General features: G+C 40.9%; 17 protein-coding genes and 1 pseudogene. 7 read left to right on the top strand and 11 right to left on the bottom strand.

Annotated elements, in window-relative coordinates; all coding sequences use genetic code 11:
* Window positions 1-369 precede the first annotated feature (369 nt).
* The 6 genes and pseudogenes from HEQ19_08825 to HEQ19_08800 form a co-directional block, all read right to left on the bottom strand.
* Complete coding sequence (locus tag HEQ19_08825) at window positions 370-4488, bottom strand: DUF4082 domain-containing protein (protein WYL99615.2); 4119 nt, start codon at window positions 4486-4488, stop codon at window positions 370-372.
* Between the two features lie 1499 nt (window positions 4489-5987).
* Window positions 5988-6278, bottom strand: coding sequence for a hypothetical protein (locus HEQ19_08820; protein ID WYL99614.1), 291 nt, complete (start codon window positions 6276-6278; stop codon window positions 5988-5990).
* A gap of 208 nt (window positions 6279-6486) precedes the next feature.
* Window positions 6487-7611: a transposase gene (locus tag HEQ19_08815; protein ID WYL99613.1), complete on the bottom strand. Its 1125-nt coding sequence runs from the start codon at window positions 7609-7611 to the stop codon at window positions 6487-6489.
* A gap of 56 nt (window positions 7612-7667) precedes the next feature.
* Window positions 7668-7778 (bottom strand): annotated as a pseudogene (locus HEQ19_08810) (VOC family protein).
* Between the two features lie 180 nt (window positions 7779-7958).
* Window positions 7959-8978 carry an aldo/keto reductase gene (locus HEQ19_08805; GenBank protein ID WYL99612.1) on the bottom strand — a complete coding sequence of 340 codons (1020 nt, stop codon included), beginning with the start codon at window positions 8976-8978 and terminating at the stop codon, window positions 7959-7961.
* 36 nt (window positions 8979-9014) lie between these two features.
* Window positions 9015-9239 (bottom strand): hypothetical protein, encoded by a 225-nt coding sequence (locus HEQ19_08800; GenBank protein ID WYL99611.1) that lies wholly within the window; start codon window positions 9237-9239, stop codon window positions 9015-9017.
* Between the two features lie 423 nt (window positions 9240-9662).
* On the opposite strand from HEQ19_08800, the gene HEQ19_08795 reads away from it, so the two are divergent.
* Window positions 9663-10484 carry a histidine kinase gene (locus tag HEQ19_08795; GenBank protein WYL99610.1) on the top strand — a complete coding sequence of 274 codons (822 nt, stop codon included), beginning with the start codon at window positions 9663-9665 and terminating at the stop codon, window positions 10482-10484.
* A gap of 136 nt (window positions 10485-10620) precedes the next feature.
* Here the strand turns inward: HEQ19_08795 and HEQ19_08790 are convergent, their stop codons facing one another.
* From HEQ19_08790 to HEQ19_08775, 4 genes are all read right to left on the bottom strand, one after another.
* Window positions 10621-10812 (bottom strand): YqaE/Pmp3 family membrane protein, encoded by a 192-nt coding sequence (locus tag HEQ19_08790; GenBank protein WYL99609.1) that lies wholly within the window; start codon window positions 10810-10812, stop codon window positions 10621-10623.
* 128 nt (window positions 10813-10940) lie between these two features.
* On the bottom strand, window positions 10941-11327 hold the full coding sequence (locus HEQ19_08785; GenBank protein WYL99608.1) for a phage holin family protein: 387 nt from the start codon (window positions 11325-11327) through the stop codon (window positions 10941-10943).
* A gap of 243 nt (window positions 11328-11570) precedes the next feature.
* The gene (locus HEQ19_08780; GenBank protein WYM03321.1) at window positions 11571-11930 is read right to left on the bottom strand and encodes a 2Fe-2S iron-sulfur cluster-binding protein; all 360 of its coding nucleotides are present in this window, start codon (window positions 11928-11930) and stop codon (window positions 11571-11573) included.
* Between the two features lie 591 nt (window positions 11931-12521).
* Entirely contained in the window at window positions 12522-14681 is a 2160-nt protein-coding gene (locus tag HEQ19_08775; GenBank protein WYL99607.1) for a Tex family protein, read from the bottom strand.
* Between the two features lie 188 nt (window positions 14682-14869).
* Between HEQ19_08775 and HEQ19_08770 the strand changes: the two genes are divergently transcribed.
* Complete coding sequence (locus HEQ19_08770) at window positions 14870-15076, top strand: hypothetical protein (GenBank protein ID WYL99606.1); 207 nt, start codon at window positions 14870-14872, stop codon at window positions 15074-15076.
* Window positions 15077-15113: 37 nt separating this feature from the next.
* Here HEQ19_08770 and HEQ19_08765 read toward each other — a convergent pair whose 3' ends face one another.
* Window positions 15114-17276 (bottom strand): polysaccharide biosynthesis tyrosine autokinase, encoded by a 2163-nt coding sequence (locus HEQ19_08765; protein ID WYM03320.1) that lies wholly within the window; start codon window positions 17274-17276, stop codon window positions 15114-15116.
* A 1798-nt stretch (window positions 17277-19074) separates the two neighbouring features.
* Here HEQ19_08765 and HEQ19_08760 point away from each other — a divergent pair.
* From HEQ19_08760 to HEQ19_08740, 5 genes are all read left to right on the top strand, one after another.
* Window positions 19075-20430, top strand: coding sequence for a glycosyltransferase family 4 protein (locus tag HEQ19_08760; protein ID WYL99605.1), 1356 nt, complete (start codon window positions 19075-19077; stop codon window positions 20428-20430).
* 586 nt (window positions 20431-21016) lie between these two features.
* Window positions 21017-21394, top strand: a complete 378-nt coding sequence (locus tag HEQ19_08755; protein WYL99604.1) for a hypothetical protein — start codon at window positions 21017-21019, stop codon at window positions 21392-21394.
* A gap of 417 nt (window positions 21395-21811) precedes the next feature.
* On the top strand, window positions 21812-22654 hold the full coding sequence (locus HEQ19_08750; GenBank protein ID WYM03319.1) for an ABC transporter permease: 843 nt from the start codon (window positions 21812-21814) through the stop codon (window positions 22652-22654).
* 18 nt (window positions 22655-22672) lie between these two features.
* A complete protein-coding gene (locus HEQ19_08745) occupies window positions 22673-23962 on the top strand; it encodes a polysaccharide ABC transporter ATP-binding protein (protein WYL99603.1) in 1290 nt (429 codons plus the stop codon).
* 44 nt (window positions 23963-24006) lie between these two features.
* Window positions 24007-24516, top strand: coding sequence for an acyltransferase (locus tag HEQ19_08740; GenBank protein WYL99602.1), 510 nt, complete (start codon window positions 24007-24009; stop codon window positions 24514-24516).
* Window positions 24517-24579 lie beyond the last annotated feature (63 nt).

Below are 24579 nucleotides of genomic sequence, written 5' to 3'. Positions count from 1 at the left end.
CTGAAAGATAATATCAATCTAGTGGAATTGCGTATAAGAAACACGCAATACAGCAAAAATCAAGCTACATAATCGACTACTTAGTTAGTGGGAAAGATTTTGAATTCAGCACAGATCTACTATTAGTCTGTCAATTTTGTTTTGAGGGATTTTTGGTAGTGTGAGCGTCTCGCTCACGCGGGCAAGATGCCCGCACTACAGTCCATCATTTTTATCTTGACAGAGTACTATTACTCCAGCAGATAAGTTTTGATGGGTTGTTCGTAGTTGCGCTTTAGCGCTCTCGACAATCAAGAGCGCTATTAGCCCAGCTTTCCCGTAGGGAAGCGCAACTACAAACCAACCTATCAAAGTTAAAGTGGCGAACCACTAGTTCGTAGTAAATACAACATCGACCCAGTAGTTGCTCGAATTAAAACTTTCATTGGGAAACACAGGGGTTGACGAGCCATATTTATATAAACCATTACCTGCAACCGCCTCATTGCTTAAGGCCTGCAAGGGTGGATTATTCCTAGCAGTGGCAAAATACCCAATATTTATAGGGTATCTTCCAGCACTAGTATTGTATGATGCGACATACGTAGTGTTAGCACTAATTGAAACTGGAGTAGCAAAGTTAACCTGCTGCCAACCGGAAGGGGTTTCGTTGCTAAAACTAGCCGTTGCCAAAAGGCTACCAGTGTTTGTCCACAAGCTGCCAATGTGAGTACCTGTATCGCTGGGATTTTTGTAAAATCGGATGCCAGTAATTGAGCCGCTTTGAGCTGACTGGAATTTGACTCCCAGTTCGACAGGATTGGTATCAGAATCTGCGAATACAGTTGGAGTCGCTGTCGAATTCCAGAGACTGAATATTGATGGGGTGATGCCAGCACTGATGCTAGTTCTAAAGACGACATCGACCCAGTAGTTGCTAGACTGATAGGTGTCTTTTGGGAAGCTACTAGCACCATAATTATAGACACCATTCGCTCCATTCTCACCGTCGCGGAGCAGGTAAATTGGTGATTTACTGACTCCAGAGTTAGCAAAGAAGTTATTATCAACAGGGTAGCGCCCAATATTCGTGTGGTAAGAAGCTACGTAAACGGTGTTAGCGTCAATCTTCACTGGGTTACTAAAATTGATCTGCAGCCAGCCCAAGGAACTTTCGTTTTCAATGGTCGCTGTCGCCAACTTGTCACCATTAATGTTCCACAGATTACCGATGTAAGTGTCCGTATCATTGTTGCCCTTGTAGAACCGGATGCCAGTGATATAACCGTCCACACTTGATTTGAACTTGACTCCCAACTCCACAGATTTAGCATCATTATTGGATGGGTTCGTTGGAGTTGTTGAGTTATCCCAGATACTTACAGAAGGTGACGTGGCCGCAGTGGTGAAAGACCAAGTAAAGTTAGCCGCTAGGGCGTTACCTACTCTATCTTTTACCCTGGGATCAGTTTCCCCGCCTTTAATGGTGGCACTGTAAGTCGTCCCCAGAGCCAAGGAACTGCTCGGTGTCAGGGTTGCGGTGCTGTTGGCGACGTTGTATGTAACGGTGGCTGCAACCAGTGCGTTCGCCTGATCTCGCAATTCAAAAGTATTGGTGTTAATTGTTGTCCCATCTATTGGCTCGCTAAATGTGGCTGTGACACTGGTTACAGTGCTAACGTCTGTGGCTCCATTGCTAGGAGAATTAGAACTTACCGTTGGGGGTGTGGTATCCGAGGTATATGTAGCAACGTAGGAACCAGCATTACCTGGAAAGAAGGCATATTCAATACCTTTAATTACCTGTGGTGTATGAGTAACTGAACTGCCATCAAGAGTGATGCTGATGAGGGCTAAGTTATCAAAGCGATTTGGTAGCATCGCCTGCAGACCAGTTGCACCTGTACCTTTGGCGATCGTGAAGTTCAGAGTGTTGTTACTCCATGTCAGGGAGCCAAAAGACGAAGTGTTGCGACCGTCGAGCCATGTCAAAACTTGTTTGGCAGAGACAATCGGTACACCACGGTCTTTAGCGGACTTGACTACCGCATCAGACACTGATGAGGTAGCAGCATCAGTATGGGCATTGACGTTGAAAACACCGTAATAACCCTCGGTTCCAATTGCCCGATCAAGTAGAGTATCAACTGTGTAAGGGTATGACTGTCCTGACTCATCAGTCATTTGGGTAACTGACTGATAGACATCAATCATTGTCCCGTCTGTGTTCGCTAACCGCATTGGCATACCAGAGCCAGTGAACAATCCTGGACGATCAAGAATCCAAAAGGACGGCCAGTAGTAATAGGTTGTGTCCAGCCTGATATTATGATTCAGTTCAACTTGTGGGGTGCTGAACCAGTCACTCCACACAAGGCAGTGATGACGTTGGGTTGAGGGGGCAGGGATACTTGAGTATTTATTAGTAAAATTATTTAACTGTTGTGTATATGCTGATTCGAGCGACGCAGGTGTAAAATCTTGACAATTGGTATTTACATGCAATGCGACTTCAAAGCCATCAGCATTGTAAGCGTCTGCCTGGGCGCTAGTCAGCGGCGAGTCGGGATAGATATATGAGGTACCGCGAATGCATTCCCAATTCTCGACTGAACAACCAGATGGACTATTGGCTTTAAATTGGTCAAACCGATCATCGGTTCCGCCATTAGCATGATCGTCACCGCTCATGAGTACAACCGCTTTTTTGCCGTTGGGGAAATACCAGAAACGTGGTAGGGGTTTCTTGTCAAAGTTCATTTTGATGATCAGGTTTGCCAACAAGCGCATTTGCTCATCTGCATGAGGAATCGCAACCTTGTTTAAATCAACCCAATCTGTTTGGGCATCGCCGCTTTTATTGCCATAGTACAAGTCACCGGAGCGGATTGGAGTGTAAGCATCACGCTCCTGGGTAGCCCATTCAGGATTACCTTGACGTGTGTAGACGATTGAACGGGCTAAATCGTAGGTAAATGCAGCCGCTTGACCACCATTGCTGCCAACAGTATGCAGTGTTACCGCTGGATTGCTGGTGGCAGTTGTCGCATTTGTGTACAGCGAAGCGATACTGGTAGCACCGTTCAGGGTGTAGAGGTCTGCTGCGCCGTGGAATTGGATGGTCTGGCCGACAATTCCACTACCGACATCTGTGGAAGTATCCACCAGCAAATAAGCATTAGCAAGTGTAGATCCAGCGTCAGTCAATCCCAGCAAACCAGCAAGCTGCTTGTCAGGGTGGGTGGCGATCAGATTGCCACCAGCTGTTACCCAGTCGCTGAACATTGTCACTTGATCAGGCGTGAGGGTCATATCAGCAAGGATGACAACATCATAGTTGGCCAGCGTCGCTGTAGAAACTGAGGAGATATCACTAACATCGAAGGCATTGAGTCCTTCATTTCGCAGTATCTCTGTGTAGTAGTTGCTAAATGAGTTGGTAGCAGTAGTAGTGATCAGCAAGATTGGTCCACCTGGTGCTGGTGATACAGCCGCAATGACTGTTTTTTTCATCCCAGTCACAGTAGCTTTTTTGACTGAGCTAGTGGTGTCCTGGTCTTTCTGGCTTTTCAGGCTCTTATTTCTACCCAATTTACGGGGTACTGAGAAGCTGCGCTTGATCAGACCATTTGCCGAGTCCCAGATTTTAACCACACCATTTTTGTCGGCACTGGCGAAGTTAAGCCCATCTGAGCTAATAGCAATCTTATTGATGACACCATTATGCCCTTTCAGGCGTCCGAGCAGGCTGCCGGTTGCCACATTCCATTGGAAAATTTCTTGTTCATCGCCGCCAGCGATTAAGTTCTTGCCATTTTTGGTGAAAGCGACTGTTGAAAGCTGTTTAGTAGCTCCCTTGAGAACTTTGATCTGTTCACCTTTGGCGACATCCCACAGTCTGGCGGTTGAGTCTTTGCTCACACTGGCTAGGATTGTGCCATCTGGACTAAAAGCGATCGCCGTGACTGGATCGGAGTGACCAATCAAGGACTGGATCTGTTTACCTGTCTTGAGATCCCAAAGGATACTCAAACCGCAGTCGTCTGCGCTAGCGAGTATATTCTGCTTTGGGCTAAAGGCGACACTATTAACGAAACATTTGTGGCCTTCTAGAACTTTGTCTAGCTTGTTGGTCTGGGAGTTCCACAAAATAACTTTAGTGTCCGCAGCCCCAGTGGCTAACCACTTATTATCTGAACTGACAGCTACTGTCCTGATTGAACCCTCGTGTCCCTGCAAAATCTGGCTTTGTTTGCTGGTTACTAAATTCCACTTTTTCAATAAGCTGTCCTTACCGACACTAATCAGGGTTTTACCATCCGAACTGAAGGCAACTCCAGTAATGGAGCTATCTGAGGATGGCGACAGCGTTCCTTTCTCCTTACCTGTCTGTGAGTCCGTCAGTATGATCTGACCATCATCAGTACCGCTGGCTAAAGTCTTACTATCTGGGCTAAAAGCCAGCGCATCCACTCCATTATTGGAATTTTGAGAATTCTTTTGTGCCACTATATACCCATCTACCTGACCCAGAAAGAGTATCAGTACTATGGTGCAGCAACAAAGAATGAGGTATCTAAATTTTCGATTCATTCTTTCATCATCCTTAGAATCTCCTGGTTTTGAAGCTTAGAGGCTCCTCTTTTTATCAGCAAAACTTATGTGCTAATTCCTGCTTTCAGATCAACTAATCCCTAAAAAGGGGTGGGATTTTTTAACCGTAATAACTCGTATTAAGTAGTGCTGTATATCATGTACTAAATGTGACGATTTGACAATGACGGCGATCGCCGACTTTGAACTCCTGTTTAAAAGCCTTCACATAGCGTCTCGTGGAGAGGCGCTTTTGCATCGCCTTTTTGCAATAAATATACCTTTGTAATTGCAAACTAATTTGCCAAATATGCCTTATATTGATTAAGGACAGGCATTACAGGCTTTTAAGTCGTAGGATTTTTCTGAATAAAAAGACACTAAGTATATCTCCCGATAGCTAAATTGTTGATCAAGAAAAATCTCGAAAACTTCTCAGAGAATTTTCGAGTCCATTTACCAATATAAAAAAATCGTAACTAAATATACGTAAAGATTTGCTGAATTTTGCCAGGCTATAAATGACTAAAATATAGCCAACTTGACTTATTGATACGTATATATACGAATAGTTAATGAATGCAAGAGTATTAATTATAGCTAAAATATATATAATATTTTCAGCATGGCTGAGTTCTGGCGTCGATTAATATTTCACTTTTAGGGAAAAACTCCTTCATAAATCACAGCAAGTTATTATACATGTATATTTTCTTGTTATATTCTTGATATTCTAGGGATATCAATGTTTATAAAACATTATCTATTGATCCATATGCATATCTATATGCATAAGATATATTTCGCTTGAGATTGCTCTACATAACCGGACTATCCGCGTAGCTTGCTTCTCCTCTGGAGTACGGGAATCTCCTTCAGGGGAACTGGTTCCCGTTGGTGGTTCGCAATTGACTTGTGTTGAGCCGAACATGATCTCAGTTAAAAAAAATGAAACCACAGATTAACACAGATGTCCGCTGATAGTTATCTATGGTTATCGGCGTTTATCTGTGGTTTCAAAGATCCTGAAGCCAGATTTTTCAAATAAATCTATTCCAGCGTACATGATATACATCTCAAACACAAGTATCTTTTTTTACCATTTTATATTAAGTTTTGTAGTAATTATTGTAGTTTTTTTTGCTCAAAATGTTACTGCAAAAGCTTTTTCTCAATCTTCTACTATTTATTAATGGCAGAGAATCCATAGTCAGAATAGTATAGGAAAATACTACAGTCAGAGATTAAAAAACTCCATCGTCTTGTGGGTGGAGTTTTTGGGGATGGGGGGGATGAGGGGGATGAGGGGATGAGGGGGATGAGGGGGATGAGGGGGATGAGGGGGATGAGGATGTTGAATAATTTTCGCTAGTTCCTTATCGCTTGAGATTACTCCCTTATCTCCCCCATCTCCCTCAAGTGGGATTGAATGGAATGACCCTGGCGGTTTTGGTTGTACTATCCCAAACAATCCAGCTACAAGAATTATCTACATCATCTTGGTTATTTGAGACTTTAAAATACACTTTATCCTTACCCTTGGTTTCAATCGCAAAGTCGGCATTTTGAGCATAAACCACTTTAAAACCTCGGTCACGCAGACAATACATCACCCAATTTTTTAGTGAATGTTTATATGGTTCGTGGGGAACTGGCGGTTTTGTGATAGCTTCTTCAATCACCCTCAGCATTTGCGTTGATATCATCTTCGTTTAAATAGTGAAACTAGAAGTTTGTAGCACACTAGTAGGGTGCATCAGATGTGGAAAATTGGTTCATTTTTACTAAATTATCTCTTCTGACGCACTCTACACCACACTGAAGTCCTGACTACCAGGATCGGAGCGAATCTCTATCATAAACCCATCAGGATCTTGACATACTCCCCGCCCTAAAAGGGCCCAGATTCTGGAGTCAAACAGCAATTGCTGGCATGGCCAGTCTAACATTACCTAAGCCAATGGTTGATGCCCCAACCATTTGAATATTTCTCGCGGCGTTTTCATCACGTCCATTAATTGATTGACAAGACGGACAACGCCACTGTCTTATGGATAAATCTAGATTCTCTAAAATATGCCCACAATGAGAACACGTTTTACTAGATGGATACCATTGATCTATATAAACAAGTTGTTTGTTTTTCTTTTTAGTTACCCATGACAATATTTGGAGAAATTCTCCAAAAGCTACATCTGATATTTTTCTACCCCAAAGACGTTGCATACCTTTGAGGTTTAGGGTTTCAAAACATAAAACATCAAACTTGTCTGTCAATTCATGAGCTAATTTCCAGAACCAATCACGTCTGCGGTTACAAACATTTTCATGTTGACGAACTAAATTTTTTCTAGCTCTTTCCCGATTATTTGACCGTTTTACCTTTTTGGAGTGGTTCTTACTAGCTTTCCTAATAGCATTCAGAGATTGCTTGAGAAATTGTGGAGAATCAATTAAAGTTCCATCAGAGCAAGTTAGAAATGTCTTCAATCCGAAATCAAACCCCGCTATTTTACCAGTCGTTGATTTAATTTCTGGTTCTAACTCATTATTAACTACAATCACCATAAATAACTCACCTAGTGCAGTGAGTTTAATGGTTAATGTTTTGATTTTTCCCTCTACATCTCTTGATTTCCAAAATTGATAAACTCGATTGGCAATTTTAATTCTATTCCCATTTAAAAGTTTATAACCTGCTTGTTTAAGCGTGAATGATTTGTATTTTTTAACCTTTTTAAAATTCGGTGGTCTGACTCCTTTCTTATTATGTTTAAAAAATAATTGGTAGGCTTTCTCTATGCGTTGACAGATATCTTGCACTGCTTGAGAACCTATTGATTGCCAAAATTGATGACGTTTTCTTAATTTGGCAATATGAGACTGGAGTTTTGCACAGTTTAAGTGTTTGCTCCACATGCTTTCGTACCGTTTATGTAGAGCAATACAATGGTTATAGATCACCCCTGCGGCGTTGATCATCCGTTTCAGGTGTCTATTCCTTTTGTGTTCGTACAGCTTAAACTTTAGTGTAATCATGGCAATATTATATCAAAGTCGCCCTAGAAAGGCGAGGCTTTAAACTCATTTCTTTGGTAAAAGTGTCGGGAAGCTTGGATATCCTTGACATTGAGGGCGATATGATGCACTTTACGGAGTATACCAGGAGCTAGGACACTATTCACGGAGCTAGAGCTAGATAGCATGGCAGAATAAACTTTCCTAAATTATCGTCCGGGTAGTGGCTTTGCCATTGACCCTTTTTGATATTTTTTGCTGTATTAATCATACCTTATATTTCGTGCTAATCAAATTGGGTATATGATAGCCCCCTCCTCGCTTGCGCTTAGGGGGTTGGGGGTGGGTTTTTTTTTGCTATTCTCTGATCAGCGGCGATATTCGTCGCCACAGTCGCCAATTATTTGATATAAATCCCGCGATTTTTGAGATACCGCATTTATCAAATTTAAATCCGCAGCATCGAGACTGAAACCAAACACTTTTGCGTTATCTTCTAAATGTTCAGATATCCCCAGCCTCGCACCAACAATTACACCTCCCACCGCTGGCTTATCTAATATATAACTCACAGCCACATTGGCGATGCTAACCTGATGCTTATCAGCAATTTCTTTGAGGGTAGAAAGTAACTCTTGAAATAATTGCCAACCACCCCAAGCATCAACCATGTTTTTATATTTTTTCAAACTCACAGTTGTTAAATCAAATCCTCGTGGTTCGGGTTTACCCAAATACTTTTCTGATAGCAAACCGCCGCAAACGGTGCCATAGGTAAAAAGTTTGATGTCATGCTGTTGACAGAACTCAATCATATTTACTTCTGGACGGCGATCAACTAGGGAAAATTGCACTTGGTTAGAAACAATTTTGATGCCTGATTCGACGATTATTTTCAGGTTTTCAGTGTCAAAATTAGTCAAAGCTAGATGCTTGATTTTCCCCTCATCTTGCAATTCTGCCATATACTTAAGGGCATCAAGATAGTTTTTATCCCGATATTCCCACCAATGGAATTGCATCAAGTCTAATGATTCAACATCCATCCTTCTCAGGGATATATTGATATTTTCCTCGACAATTTTTTTAGTCATTTTACCGGGACGAGGCACCCATTTGGTGAAAGCTTGCAGGTTAGATAAAGCTTCCTTACCACGAGTTGCAATGATTTGCCGGCGAAACTCACCAATTAAATCTTCAGCAGGTCCATAATGGTCAGCTAAATCCCAAGTTGTAAAGCCTGCATCGACATATTGGAACATAGTCGCAATGGCGGCTTTTGGGTCAATGCGTCCATGTCCACCTGAGACTTGCCACATACCATTTAATATGCGACAAATGTTTAAATCGGGAGTGAATTGTAATCGGCTTGCAGCAGGTAGATTCATTTTAAAATTTGGGGGTGAGGAATTAAATAAACAAGATTACAAGGATTCAAATTCAGCCGTAAATCCAGCCAGACTTGCACAATCTTCCTGAAATGATTCAGCATTGCTGACATCTTCAACCTTATATTCCATGATGCGTGTGCCATTAGGCATTTTTTTAGAAGAGATACAATCGGCTTGATACTTATCTGCCATTGACTTAAAATCAGTTGCAGACTGCTTCCAGGCGTCACCAGAACAAGTAATAGTTACCCGCCACATAATTAACTCTCATTTGCTACCAACAGATATTAATCATCCCATAAAAGGGGAACAGAGTATATGTTAAGCTGTTACGCTTTTAAGTCGCATAGTTACTCATAAGGCTTGTCAAGAGTCAAAAGTCAAGGTAAATCTGGACTCTGGACTTTTGACAGCCTTGACTAATTGATGTGCAAATTAAATGTGCGACAGCTTACCTGTTGTAGCAGTGAAGGACAAAACTTAATCAACTAATTTACGGTATTTTCCGTAGTTTTGACCTTTGACCCTTGACTCTTGATTCTTAACTCTTGTTAATCAACTAATTTGCCGTAATGTTCTATCTAAAGGAAGTGCCTTGACTAACAACGCTACGCCATAATGAAGATATAGCATCGTGCCTACAAAATTTTATCCCAATTAGTTAAATACCAAGAGGTGAAAATGGCTAGAAATATCAAAGAGCAAATTCAAGCAGATCTAGAACAAGTCAAAGAAACGGGACAGTTAAGAACTGACAGAATTCGAGAAATTGTTAAATCTGCAGTTTCGCAGCTAGCGTCTGAGTTGAAAGCTGGTTCTGGGGAAGTTCGGAATCTGGCGAAAGATGCTGTTTCTGCTGTGATTGAAACCTTACAAGAAAAAGGTAGCGAACTCAAAGAAGAAGTTACAGCTTCAATTGAAGGAGTGCTGGAGGGGATTAATATTCAAAGACACGAATCGATTGTTAGAACTCAGACTGAGCTTAAGAAGCTACAAGCTCAATTGAATAGTGAAGAAGAAGAACTACAACAAGAAATTGACGGTATTTTAGCAGAGATTGAAGACACTAGTAAACAAACATCTACCAATACTAAAACTGTGGTACAATCTGCTATAAATACCATCAAAAATAGTGATGAAGTAGCTTTATTACAAAAGCGCTACGCTCAACTGCAAGCGCAAATTGCTATTGTCAGAGCTAATTTAGCTGCACGTTATGGCGGACGTTCTGAGGAGGTTAAGGATTATTTAGATGAGGCGAAAACATGGTATAATCAGACTCGCCCCCAAGCTGAAGCCTTAGCTACACAGGTCGAACACAAGCGATCGCAGTTAGAAGATAAACTGGGAGAAGCGGGTACAACAATAGCTCAAAAAGAACGCCAGATCAAACAAACTTTGAGAGAGTTGTTGCTAGCAGCAACTGATTGGCTTAAAGATAAAGAACCTACCCATAAAGCTGAGGAAACTAAGGTATTAGAAACCACAGATACAAAGAAATAATTACTCATAGTGGTAGGGTGTGTCAAACTTAATTCCTAATCATTGAAATCACAACAGTAGGGGCGCAAGGCCTTGCGCCCCCTTACGCCCCCTTACGCCCCCTTGCGCCCCTACTGAAGCACCCTACAACTGGCTACTAGTAAAAACCCTGTTGTCTATTGTTTGCTTCTTCATGCTTCGTAATGACCCAAAGTGCATGAATACTACCAGGAAGCCAACCCAGAAGAGTCAGCAAGATATTAATCAATAAAGTGGGTCCGACGCCAACTGTCAAAAAAACGCCTACAGGAGGTAAGAAAAAACCTAGAAGTAACCGGATTAAGTTCATGATATTGCTGCTAATTTTCAAACTTTGTTTAGTTCCATTCTCCTGATTAATCGAAGTTACGCACTCCACCCCAGGAATCATTTGAGAGGAGAAATCATAGACAAAATCTCCAGCTATCTACACAATAATCAAGATTCGGTTTTAACCTTGTTCTTAGGTTGGAGGTCAATATTTCTTTCAGCAAAGTAATTAGTCAGGAAAGTATTAGCTAAAGAAAGAACTACTGGACCGAGAATAAAAGCGATAATTCCGTCCACTCTAAACCCAGGAACCAGAACCGCTGCTAACCAAAAACAGATACCGTTGACGACGAGGGAAAATGCTCCTAAAGTTAAGAGATTAAGTGGTAATGACAGGGTAAATAGAATTGGTTTCACTGCAGCATTGATTAAACCAATAACCAGCGCTGCAATTAAAGCTGCAGGAAAATTAGCAATATCGACGCCTGGAACAACTATATCCACAATCAGCAGACTTAAAGCTGTAGCTAGCGCAATTAAAAATGTTGCCCACATTGTTGTCACCTCAACATCTCAGACTATAGATAATGTTATTTTTAGCTATGTGCTAGGCTTTAACATCTTTATCATGGTAGATTTGTTCCTACCATTCGGCTGATTATTGTTCAGCTGATTATTGAGGTAGTGACAAGGATTAAGAGTCAAGAGTCAAGAGTCAAGAGTCAAGAGTCAAGAGTCAAGAGTCAAGAGTCAAGAGTCAAGAGTCAAGGGTCAAGAGTCAAGAGTCAAGGGTGAAATTTACTCAGATTTCTCAACATCAGGCTGATAGTAAAGCGCGGATTTATACAAAACTTGTTCTTGATGGGTTTCTAATGTGCAATCAGATAACGGGTAACTTACACAAGTAACAACATAACCAGCCTCTATTTCCTGGGGACGCAGAAATTTTTGCTCACGTTGATCAACTTTACCGCTGACGAGTTTGGCGACGCAGACAGAACACTCGCCTTGTTTACACCCAGATGGTAGGCGAATACCATTGTCTTCTGCTATGTCAAGGATATATTGGTCATCTGGTACTTGAATCGTGCGATCTAATGTAATTGCTGGATTAATCAGTCGAACTTGTTGACACTCCTTAGCCTTTAGGCTAAGGATTCTTGGTTCAACGAGTCCACTTAGCCTAGACCCCTTGCGGTATCTAAGCCAGAGGTGGTTCTCTCCCCTAGCGTTAACTTTTGGTCTGCCCGACCATAGTTGCACATAGTGCAAAATTTGTTTGCAGTTTAATGCTGTTAGTCTAGTACCTGTAAATCTTTTACCTACTTCCAGGCGATACTAGAACTACGAAGTAGAACCAGCAAGATTTAGTTGTCTTGGCGTAGCCTCTCCCTTTGGGAGAAGGTGCAGCGTCTACTTGTTAGGTAGCAAATGGGTTTTTTATGTGGTTGATTACCCTTCCACAAAGGCTATTATACCAAAAGCCGTCGTGGAACGACGGGGTTTTAGACCCAGATTTTTGATAAACTGCCATCTCTTCTTAAGATTACGAGAGTCACCTATTTTTATTTTCTATCTTTGGGGTGATTTTACCCATTCGATGGCGTCAAATACGTCCGATAAGGGACTGACAAATAAAAAAATATCCCATATGTATGTAATGTAGGGTGCGTCAGCAGCGATAAACCCTTGACATCGCCAAAAATTATTAGTACTGACGTACCCTACCCTATCGCACTTACGGATAATTTATTGCTTGACTGATTTCATCGACAAACTAATCCGTTTCAGTTTTTCGTTGACTTCCAATACCCGGACTTTCACAACTTGTCCCACTTTAACAATTTTCTTGGGATCATCAACGAATCTGTCAGCAAGTTGGGAGATATGTACTAACCCATCCTGATGAACTCCGATATCGACAAATGCACCGAAGTTGGCGACATTTGTGATCATACCTTCTAGTTCCATTCCCACCTGCAAATCTTTAATTTCTGTGATTCCCTCTTTGAAGGTGGCATACTTAAACTCAGCACGGGGATCTCTACCAGGTTTTTCTAGTTCGCGGAGGATGTCACGTAGTGTTGGTTCGCCTACAGTATCGGTGACATATTTCTTCAAATTAATTTTTTGCAGTTTTTCGCCAATTTGTGTCACCTGATTTAATGGTACATTCAAATCAGATGCGATCGCCTCTACTAGGGAGTAACTTTCTGGATGCACTGCTGTATTATCCAAGGGGTTCTCACCATTACGAATTCGCAGAAAACCAGCCGCTTGTTCAAAGGCTTTGGGTCCCAATTTTGGCACCTTCAAGAGTTGGCGACGATTTTTAAAGGTACCATGTTCGTTACGATATGTCACAATATTATTGGCAACTGTGGCTGTAATCCCAGAAACAAAGGTGAGCAGTTGTTTAGAAGCCGTATTTAAATCCACACCCACATAGTTGACGCAGCTTTCTACAGTTTCATCCAATTTCTTTTTCAGTAATTTCTGATCGACATCATGCTGGTATTGTCCCACGCCAATGGATTTCGGATCAATTTTCACAAGTTCCGCCAAAGGATCTTGCAACCGGCGACCAATACTAATTGCCCCGCGTACGGTAATATCTAAATTGGGAAACTCTTCAATTGCCACGTTACTGGCAGAATATATAGATGCTCCCGACTCATTTACCATTACTTTAATTGGTTTTGCTTCGATAGTTTGCAGTACTTGTGCGACAAATTCTTCTGTCTCGCGGGAAGCTGTACCATTACCAATTGCAATTAACTCAATTTTGTAATTTTCAATCAGATTTTTGATAGTTTGCGCGGCTTTTGTGCGTTGTTCAGCCGCTTGATGAGGAAATACCGCCTGGTATTCTAAAAATTTGCCCGTTTGGTCTAATACTGCAACTTTACACCCAGTTCTAAACCCCGGATCTACCGCCAGAGTTGGTTTCAACCCCGCCGGTGCAGATAATAATAACTCACGGAGATTAGCTTCAAACGTCTTGATAGATTCAATATCCGCGTAGGTTTTCTTCTGGGAAATAACTTCTCCGATGAGAGAAGCTTTCATGAGGCGGTTAAATGCATCCTTTAACATCGCCTGATAAAAATCACGCAGTTTGCGAACTTTTGTTTTAATTTCCTGCGCTTCCAAATAAGAGAGTACTACTTCATTATCAAAGGAAATTTCAAAGTTTAATATTCCCTCAGTTTCACCCCGATACAATGCCAATATATTGTGGGGAGCAATATTTTTCACTCGAATTTGATAATTACGGTACATCTCAAATTTCGTTGTCCCTTCTGGATAATCATCTTTAATCCGGGAGACAAACACACCTTCTTCTAAGAGAAATTCCCGCAAATATGCTCGAAACTCAGCTTTATCTGCTACCTCTTCTGCTAAGATATCAGCAGCACCTTTGAGCGCTTCTTCTGCGGTTTTTACTCCTAGGGTTTCCGAAATATACTTCCCTGCTTCGTCTTCCCAGGAAACTGATACAGAATTATTGACATTCAGGGACTTGATAAACTCAGCCAGGGGTTCGAGTCCTCTTTCTCTGGCGATAGTGGCGCGGGTGCGTCGTTTTTGTCGATAGGGTAAATATAAATCCTCAAGCTCGGTTTTTTGTAAACAGGAGGCGATTTTCCCTTGGAGTTCATCAGTGAGTTTACCTTGTGTGGCGATCGCATTTAAAATCACCGATTTGCGTTCTTCCAATTCTGTTAAGTAAGTATATCTATCAGATAAATCGCGCAGTTGGACCTCATTCATCTCGCCAGTGCGCTCTTTGCGGTAACGTGCAATAAAGGGAATTGTCCCACCCTCCGCCAAAAGTTCCAGCGCGTTTTGCACCTGATAGGGTTTGAGATCTAGTTCAGTTGCGAGTAATTGAGGAATGTTCAGCATCGGGGGTCTAAGTTAAAAAAGCTACTTCTTAAGGTAATATGCTAGATGGTTATTCCACTGTTAGCATAAAGTGTTAAGCTAGCTTACCAGATCATTGCAGAATCTTCATCATCTGCGTTGGTATTTTGGATAAAGCATATTGTCGCTAGATGTACAATTAGCACAGTCAAATTCTGAGGTTATTAAATATGCCTTTGTTTTTTTTGATTCCGCTTTTTACTGGACTATTAACTGGCTATTTTGTCAAAAATTGCACTGATGAAATTGCTTATATTGCTGGTGTATTTGCACTTATCAGTCTCCTTGTCAGCTTGGTTTTAGCACCTTGGCAGATCCAGGCACTGCTGTTAATATTTGTCTTCAGCAGTAACAAACTACTGATAGAATCTGAATAAAAACCAACAGCAGCTATCCCTATAAATTTATATCTTTCTAATAACCGCTGAAGTCGCTTTTTTGACAATTGGCAACCATACCTAATGCATTGATTCGGGAAATTGTCAAGCGGTCTAAAGCTCGTTGGATCACCCCAGACTCTGTTTTATCAATTTTCACCACCAGCAAAATCCCATCTGTGTGGGGTGCTATGAGGCTAGCGTCAGCCAGTCCAACCAAAGGGGGTGCATCATAAATCACAAAATCAAAGCTGTTATGAAAATCTGTCATCAGTCGCTTCATTTTTTCAGATGAGAGCAACTTAGTGGGGTCAGGGGGTATTGGTCCTGCGGTGATCACAGATAATTGGTTCATAGAAGGAAGTTCGCGGATCACTTCTCCCATTGGTAAGTTTGTCGTAATTAAATTACTCAATCCCCATTTGTTATTTAAATCTGATAGGGTGTGAATTGTGGGTTGGCGTAAATCAGCATCCACAAGTAATACTCGTTGTCCCATTGCTGTAGCTATTTGAGCTAGATGGAACGCGACCGTAGATTTACCGTCACCAGCGATTGCTGAACTGATAACTACAGAGCGAATCTGGCGATCTGAACTGAGGAGTTGAATATTTGTATAAAGTACTCGTAAAGCTTCCAGAAATTTTGGTGAATATTTTCTGTAGTCTTTATCCTGTGTAGCAACTGACCCAGGAATACCATCAGTAAGTAAATTTGGGACTCTAACTATGGGAGTTCCTGATTTGCGAATGCGGGATTGACTACTCTGGAGTTGCTTTTCAAAGGGAAGATTTCCTAACAATGGTAACTTGACATTCTCCTTGAGAGAATCAACACTATGGTAGCTCTTGTCAACTTTTTCAATTAGTAAGGCCACGCCAATACCTACAGCAATACTAGCAGCCAATCCTCCTAACAAACCCCCTTTAATATTTGAAGAAGAAATCGGGTTATTTGGCTGAATTGGCGCCTGTAATAATTGCCAACCAAGCTCGGTCTGAGATATCTGAATTTGCAGCGTTTCGCGGGTATTTAGGAAGCGATTGAGGCTCTCAGTTGCTACCTGTAACTTCCGTTGTAATTCAGTGTATCGTCGTGCCAACATTGGCAATTCTTTGCGTTTTTGTTCCAATTCTTGTTGAACTCTAGCCATTTCTTGGCTTTGTCCTTCGAGAGTTTGAAATTGAGTCTGTAACTCTGCAAATTTTATCACTAAAACCCGTTGAGCCTCCAGGTTTAGCAAAGGTAATAAACTGTCCCTTTTCTCCTTCAAGCCTTGAATACTGGGATTTTCTTCTTGTAAGCGAGTTGATTCAGTCGCAATCTGAGTCTCCAATTGGCGGACTTGAAGCAACAACTGTTGATACAGCGGAGCATTAGTTAGCGCTGCTATTTTTCCATCTTCTCCTTGAAGCAGAGCAATATTGTCGCGAGCTTGTGCTAGCTGTAAATCAACAGTTTGCCGTTTCTCAGATAAAGTGGTTATTTGGGTAGAAATTCTCTCTGCTTCGGTATTTGGGTCGTTAAATCTGTTTTTTTGCCGGAAAATTTGCAGTTCTTTTTGGATATGATCAACTCGATTTTGGATAAATGGGAGTTCTTTTTCAACAAACTTAATCCCTTGACGTAATTTTGTTTGTCGCTTTTCCCGACTGTAATCCAAGTATTCCTGAGAAATTTTGTCCAGAACTACTTTAATTTTGTTGGTATCATTACTGGTATAGCGAACGTCTATAATTTTGGTTTCACCTAAGCGATTAATAGTTAGCGCTTGGAGTAGAGAATCATAGTTGATATCTGGATAGGAAGTATGCAACTGCTGAATAATGCTTCCCAGTATTTCCGGACTTTTGAGAACCTGAATTTGGCTGTCGTAATCTAGACCCCTCATATTACCAGAGTTATTTTCGGCGACAACATCCGCCACTTTGTTGTCATCATTCACTGGTTCCACTAATAGCTGAAAATTGCTTTCATATTGTAGTGGTTTCTGGTTTAACTTCTGGTAGACAAGAGAAGCTACCATTGCCACAATCGCTACCCCGGTAATCACTAATGCTCGTCGCCTGATAATCCCGATAAATACAGGGAAATTAAATTCCTCATTTTGCCCTTCAGACAAAGATTGAGACTGAATAAATGGGGATACAAAGTTTCTACTAGGGTCAGAACTTGAGGCTTGAGAAGAGGAATTCTCTATCATATTCTTAATACTTTAATAAGTAGGGTGAAAATTTTATACGACGGTTTGATAAATTGTGGGTGATACCAAATTGAAACGACTTAGTATTGTTTGCGAGAACAACCTTGTATTCAGAGATCTTAAGCTAAAATCGACAATTTGGATGAGGCAGTAATTGAAAGTAGGGAGTACTCTTAGCTTAGGTAGTCACAAGCCCATCGAAATTCTTTTACAAGAAGATAATCTGTTGATTGGAATTAATATATACCTAAAGCACAGAGGATAGAATCCATGTTATACAATTCTAGGGAGGGTTAAAAGCCTAATACTCGTCGGCTGGGAGATTTTCAGGATTCACTATTGCCAAATTCTTCATCGGTTTGAGACGGTCAGATAAGTAAGATTGTAGCTTTGTCTGCCACTTTGAGTCCTAGTAAAGCTAGGCATTCGCCAAAAGTCAAAAGGTTGATATATCAATACTTGTGGACGTTGAAAACGGTAGCCTTATTTACAACGTGTGGTACTAATTACTAGATAAACAAGTCGTGATATCTCCATCATCGTTTAAAAGTATACAATTTTTTTAGATAAATATGGTATTGCTTATTTCCATCTGAATATCCGACCGCATCAACCTCTAGTGGGAATGAAGGAGGCAAGCTTATATTAGATATATTTATATATCTCTAAAGAAATAGAAAAAGTTTCAGTTTGCTGTAATTGGCAGCTTCAGATATAACTCGGCTTTATATAAGCATCACTTTACAGTATGAACTCTAGTTTTTGAAATCATTGTTACTTAGATTCCTGAAACCCTTATCAAGCTTGGATAAGCTTCGTCGAGAAATTTTGGTGTGATGTTTATAGCCTGGCTGCAAAGTTATGTTTATTTATGCCCATTTATTTATCATGTACTTAAATTACATGAATAATTTTCAGATTAACGGATTTTCGTCGATACGTACTAGATAATTAACAATTATAAATAGTCTTGTAAGTATGTGTTAAAGTAGTAAAGAATACTGAAAAATGTTGATGCAGTTGTGTTGCAATCAGGATCTCGACATTATGCTTAGAATATTTTTTGCTCGTAAATTAACGGATTACTCAATAATGCTTTGTTCTATTTTATATAACAAAAAGCATGAGAAACTATAAAAATTACAGAGACTAAATATCTATCTTTGTAAAGATTTTGTTTAAGCATATTTAGGCAAAATAAATTTTTGATGAAGTATCAAAGTCAATCAAAAAACAAAGTAATCTAGTTGACAGTTACATGTTATAAAAAACTAGAAGCTAATATAGGGTAAAAATTTCATGAAGAAAACAAAAATTTAAGTTAGTCTGGTAATGATGTAACAATCCCTTCAAGTCAGATGCAAAAGGCTCGAAGTGAAGTATTGTTCAGCAAACGGTAGTTTAAAGTTCTAGTTACCACTACTAGTTTTACCTTGTTAACTTTTTGAAATACAAAAGTTTCGTACAAACCTGTAAAGCTGGTGAACCATGAAGTAACTTGAACATATAAAACTTTCTTGTCCGTATCAGAGTTATTTTTGCATTGGCTATTTTTCTATCAAAAATAACCGCTTATACAAAGTTGTCAGCAGATGCGTATTAATCTACTCTATTGCTAGGGCATTCATATAATATATATATGAAATTGAGGAACCTTTAGCAAATGAGTTGATTAATAGATGGTTATAGAGTCTAGCGAATATATGTCTCAATCCAGAAAGCCCAGTGATGGAAACTAATGGATTGAACAGATCAGTGGTGTCATAAACAAAATTTCTACAGTAGGATATAGCCGATGAGACTTAATGAATGGATTAATCAAAAATTTTTGCAATCCATTTCTACTGAGATAGAGACTCAAAACCAGGATTCTCAAAAAACTCAGCAATCTATCAAATTGTCTGTTATCACCCAATTCTTCCCACCAGACTACGCTGCTACGGGACAATTGATTGAAGAACTCGTGAGAAATTTAGGGCAGCAAGGGGTAGATATTGAGGTTTTTACCAGCCAACCTGGATACGCATTTCATTCTTCTAGCGCTCCAGGGATTGAAAATTTGGGTAAAGTGCGAATTCAGCGATCGCGAACAGCGCAACTCTGGCCAGGTCGGATTCGCGGTAAAGCTGTCAATGGGGTGCTGTACACTTTGCGTGCAGCACTCCATATGCTGACGACTTGGCGTCGTAGCAATGTATTATTATTGACCACGGCTCCACCGTTTTTGCCAGTAATAGGATATTTGGCTTATCTCTTGTTTCGACTTCCTTATGTCTGCATACTCTACGACCTATACCCCGATATTGCCATTGCTCTAGGGGTAGTCTCAAAGGATAACTGGCTAGTGCGACTTTGGCAGAACCTCAATCAACAGATTTGGCTCAACGCCAAGGGAATTGTGGTTCTCAGTCCGGGGATGAAACAACAGGTGCTGGCAAATTGTCCACAGATAGCTGATAAAATTTCTGTGATTCACAGTTGGGCAGACCCTGAGCAGATTATGCCCATTGCCAAGCAAGAAAACTGGTTTGCTTGGAAGCATAACCTCGTGAACAAATTTACCGTACTCTACTCCGGTAACATGGGGCGCTGTCATGATATGGATACTATCCTAGAAGCGGCAAAATATTTGCAAGATGAGCCAATTCAGTTTGTGTGCATTGGCGGTGGCGCAAAACGTGATGATGTGATCAAACAAGTCAATCAATTAGGGCTGAACAATTTCTTATTTCTGCCGTATCAAGATAAGCAAGTATTGCCCTATTCGCTAACAGCGTGTGATTTGTCATTGGTAAGTGTCGATGCATCTAGTGAAAGTTTGGTTGTTCCTAGCAAGCTTTACTCAGCTTTAGCATCTGGAAGACCAGTAGGAGTGATTTGTTCGAGGTCTTCTTACCTGAGACAATTTATTTCCGAAGCTAAATGCGGTTGTACATTTGATAATGGAGATAGTTTGAATCTGGCTGAATTTATTCGCTTGCTCAGTCGGGATCAGCAACTAGGTGAGAAAATGGGCAGAGCAGGTCGTCAGTATTTGCGATCGCATTTCACGCCGAGGATTATCTCTCAACAATACCTTGATGTTTTACAGCAGGCGCTAATACCTGATTCTGATACAGTGATGACTATGTCCCAAAGCACGACAAAATAAGCATTTTCTAGCTTTAGTTTGGCGGTTCTAGTGCTGCTGGTCAATTACAACTGTATAATTAGGCTTGTGACTTAAACTCTGTCACTAAAAAACGGTGTTTTTGGTGTGATGATTGTAGTTTTGAGGGTGACAGAGGTTTAAATAAGGAAAGGATTAGATTTGAGGATGATTTTGATTCAAATGAAGAGGATATTATCTTCACTATAAATGTTATAATTTTTTGAGGATACAAATTTTATCTGAAAAATCCTGAAAGCAAAGTTATCAAACTTAGATTACTTGGTAAATCATCTTGATTAATTAGTAAGTAAAGCTGATAGTAAATTAACCTCATCTGATAGAGTATTTCTCAATCCAAGTAAGTCGGTGGGAATAAGCAAAACTACAAAACGTAAATATGCCACAATCCTTACCAATGACAAATGACAACCATTGCCTGTAAGGTTTATTTGCGCCGACTTACTGACTCTAATTGAATATGCCTCGGTGAATTTTAGGAGATGGGCTTCGATGGTCTTTTAGATCTCAGTCCCTCCAGCGTAACCTTCCTGATGGGTGTGTCTATTGATCAATGTGGGAGGTCGAAGTGCAGAGAAGGTGTGACCGAAATCGGCAACGTACAAAACGACGAGCCATATACTGTCCAATTCATGGCTGTTATCTGGATAGCACGAGTCAGAAATATCCAATATTTGCCGATCAACCAGGACAGTTACAGCAAAGAGGTATGAGTCGCAGAAGTGCCTTGATGCTGGTAGCAAATAAAACTGCCATCCCGATAAAGGGAGAATGGTTAGAAGCTTTCTGGTGTTACCACTGTCAACAAACTAAGTGGTATCACGTCCGTAAGTGTGATGATCGCACCTATGAAATCTCCATAGCGCCACAAAACCTGTGGCAGCAGGTTACAGGGGTGATTAATTCTGAGGGGAATCCTTCTGTGGGAGAGTTTACGCTGAGGTAAGCAAAGATGGTCGGTTATCGCGGTATGATAAAACTTTAAACAAAATAAGTAAGGCTTCAGCGATTGATTGGGACATCATCCCAACTTATCAACCTAACAACAAGATCAAGCATGTATTCTCAGGAAAACGTGTCAAACGTGCGTGGTATATCAGTAAAAATGGTTTGAAGATTCATGCCGACGTGAACGCAGGGTACAACATCGGCAGAAAAAGTAATCCTGAAGGATTTGACTGTCTCCAGTCTATTCTAAGGGATAGGGGGTGTCAGGTAGTACATCCAAGGCGGATAACTCCACTATTTAAGCGTGTCCATGCTGAAAGTAGAGTCGCTTAAAGCTAAATTGCATAAGTCTGACTATGTTTGACTATGTGATTTGGAACTATTAAAGATTTCCAGTTTGGAGTTTAAAGCTAGGATGAGTAGTCAAGAGATTGTCTCAAAGCCTGAGTTGGTAATTGAAGCTGGACGCACAGAGCGCCAATATTGGCAAGACCTGTGGCGCTATCGGGAACTTTTATATTTTCTCGCTTGGCGTGATATTTTAGTCCGCTATAAGCAAACCGTGATTGGTATAGCTTGGGCGCTGATTCGACCATTTTTAACAATGGTAGTGTTCACCGTGGTATTTGGCAACTTAGCAAAATTACCTTCAGAGGGCGCACCATATCCGATTCTGGTATTTGCGGCGATGTTACCTTGGCAATTTTTTGCCAATGCCTTAGGAGAGTGCAGTGGTAGTTTAATTAGTAATAGCAATCTGATATCAAAGGTTTACTTCCCACGTCTAATTGTCCCCATCAGCGCTGTAATTGTCAGCTTTGTAGATTTCATGATTTCGGGGATGATTATGTTGGGGCTAATGGCTTGGTATAACTTTGTTCCCGATTGGCGGATACTGACACTACCGCTATTTATCAGTATAGCCTTTGCCGCTTCGATGGGAGTTGGGCTGTGGCTAGCAGCGTTAAATGTCGAATACCGAGACTTTCGCTACATTGTGCCATTTATTATGCAGTTTGGATTATATATATCACCAGTAGGTTTTAGTAGCAGTATAGTGCCAGAACAGTGGCGCTTCCTATATTCTTTGAACCCAATGGTGGGCGTCATTGATGGTTTCCGCTGGGCGATTATAGGTGGAGATGCCAAAATTTATTGGCCGGGGTTCACACTATCTTTGGCATTAGTTTTACTTTTGCTCGCAAGTGGTATTTGGTACTTCCGCAGAATGGAACGGACGTTTGCTGACGTAATTTAGAAAGGAGTGGACAAGCAGATGTCTGATAGTGTAATTCGGGTAGAAAGTCTCGCCAAAAAATATATAATTAGTCATCAACAGGAGAGTTCCGGGCGAGCCAACTACAAAGCTCTACGTGATGTAATTGCTGATGGAGCTAAGTCGCTGGCCAAGAAATTTAGCAACTCTGCTGGTAAAAAAATTCCCAATCCAGCTTCAGAAGAATTTTGGGCATTGAATGATGTTTCTTTTGAGATTAAACAAGGTGAAGCCATTGGCGTTATTGGACGCAACGGTGCAGGGAAATCGACGCTCTTAAAAATTTTGAGCCGGATCACCGAACCATCTAAGGGACGCATCGCCATTAAAGGCCGAGTCGCCAGCCTGCTAGAAGTAGGGACGGGATTTCACCCAGAACTGACAGGAAGGGAGAATATTTATCTCAACGGCTCAGTTTTAGGGATGAGTAGAGTTGAAATTAAAAAGAAATTTGATGAAATTGTCGCCTTTGCAGAAGTAGAGAAGTTTTTAGACACCCCGGTAAAACGCTATTCATCAGGGATGTATGTCCGCCTAGCCTTTGCGGTCGCAGCACATCTGGAGCCGGAAATTTTAATTGTTGATGAAGTTCTCGCAGTTGGCGATTCCGCATTTCAGAAAAAATGTTTAGGCAAAATGGGGGATGTAGCAACCAAAGAAGGACGCACAGTTTTGTTCGTTAGTCATAGTATGCCAGCTATTGCCCAGCTGACTAAACGTTGCATACTGCTGTCCAAAGGTGATGTTCAGTGGGATGGTAATACTAACAAAGCCGTGCAGTTATATCTTACTGATCAAAAAGATGATTCTCAACCACGAGGTTATTACCAAGCGCCGGAAAACAAAACTGGCAATTATCTAGCTTGGGTAAAGGCACATACTTCTGAAGGTGCAGGGATTCACAGTTGGGGAGAACCAATTACCTTTGAATTTGCGCTACACATAACTAAACCCCATGAAAGTTTGTGGTTTTCATTTCAAGTAGTAAATTCTTTACAACAACCCATTTGTATTAACTGGTTTTACGAACCTCAAGCTCCATTTCGTCAGGAAGCAGGAACATTTATTCTTCGCTGTGAAATTCCTAAATTTCGGCTCTACATGGGTGCATACAGCTTAATAACTTGGTTGTCTGAACGTCGCAGCGACACTTTACTAGAAAGCCTCAAATATATTTGCCAGTTTGAAATTACCATGCACAATTTTGAGCGCCCAGAGTATCAATGGCAACATGACGAATGTACTTATTTAGAAGATGTTATTTGGGAATCTGTAGAGAAAATATCATAATAATATTTGGAAGAGATTTTGAATAAGTAAAAGGATGAGGATAAATGGCAATAAATGATAACGTAAAGTTAGGCAAAAACGTCAAGATTTTTCATCCTAATCTCGTGAACCTCTACGATTGCGAGATTGGCGATGACACGAAGATTGGTACATTTGTGGAGATCCAGAAAAATGTCAGCGTAGGGGATCGATGTAAAATTTCATCACACAGTTTTCTGTGTGAGGGCGTCATCATTGAAGATGAAGTGTTTATTGGTCATGGAGTCATGTTCACCAATGACCTTTATCCCCGTGCAACCAATGAAGATGGCACCTTGAAAACTGACGATGACTGGTATCCAATCAAGACCGTAGTAAAGCGCTGTGCATCTATTGGCAGTAACGCTACCATCCTACCAGGGGTAACTATTGGGGAAAAAGCCATAATTGGTTCTGGAGCCGTAGTCACTCACGATGTTGCTGATTATGCAATTGTGGTGGGAGTCCCCGCACGTACCATAGGTGATGTTCGCAATCGCTCCCAAAACACGGAAATCACAAGCAGTTTTAGCTAACCTCCCAGAAGGTAGCATCAGGTAGATAAGTTTTGCCTTGATAAAACACAGGAATATCAGAAG

This window comes from Gloeotrichia echinulata CP02, from assembly GCA_038087035.1.
GTDB lineage: Bacteria > Cyanobacteriota > Cyanobacteriia > Cyanobacteriales > Nostocaceae > Gloeotrichia > Gloeotrichia echinulata.
The sequence above is the reverse complement of the archived record's forward strand: the minus strand, read 5'-3'. Positions and strand labels throughout refer to the sequence as shown.

Coding starts and splice junctions, on each gene's coding strand:
- HEQ19_08740 (WYL99602.1), top strand. CDS start 24,007: ATGGCAATAAATGATAACGTAAAGTTAGGCAAAAACGTCAAGATTTTT.
- HEQ19_08795 (WYL99610.1), top strand. CDS start 9,663: ATGGCTAGAAATATCAAAGAGCAAATTCAAGCAGATCTAGAACAAGTC.
- HEQ19_08790 (WYL99609.1), bottom strand. CDS start 10,812: ATGAACTTAATCCGGTTACTTCTAGGTTTTTTCTTACCTCCTGTAGGC.
- HEQ19_08770 (WYL99606.1), top strand. CDS start 14,870: ATGCCTTTGTTTTTTTTGATTCCGCTTTTTACTGGACTATTAACTGGC.
- HEQ19_08775 (WYL99607.1), bottom strand. CDS start 14,681: ATGCTGAACATTCCTCAATTACTCGCAACTGAACTAGATCTCAAACCC.
- HEQ19_08800 (WYL99611.1), bottom strand. CDS start 9,239: ATGTGGCGGGTAACTATTACTTGTTCTGGTGACGCCTGGAAGCAGTCT.
- HEQ19_08745 (WYL99603.1), top strand. CDS start 22,673: ATGTCTGATAGTGTAATTCGGGTAGAAAGTCTCGCCAAAAAATATATA.
- HEQ19_08785 (WYL99608.1), bottom strand. CDS start 11,327: ATGTGGGCAACATTTTTAATTGCGCTAGCTACAGCTTTAAGTCTGCTG.
- HEQ19_08760 (WYL99605.1), top strand. CDS start 19,075: ATGAGACTTAATGAATGGATTAATCAAAAATTTTTGCAATCCATTTCT.
- HEQ19_08815 (WYL99613.1), bottom strand. CDS start 7,611: ATGATTACACTAAAGTTTAAGCTGTACGAACACAAAAGGAATAGACAC.
- HEQ19_08750 (WYM03319.1), top strand. CDS start 21,812: ATGAGTAGTCAAGAGATTGTCTCAAAGCCTGAGTTGGTAATTGAAGCT.
- HEQ19_08805 (WYL99612.1), bottom strand. CDS start 8,978: ATGAATCTACCTGCTGCAAGCCGATTACAATTCACTCCCGATTTAAAC.
- HEQ19_08820 (WYL99614.1), bottom strand. CDS start 6,278: ATGATATCAACGCAAATGCTGAGGGTGATTGAAGAAGCTATCACAAAA.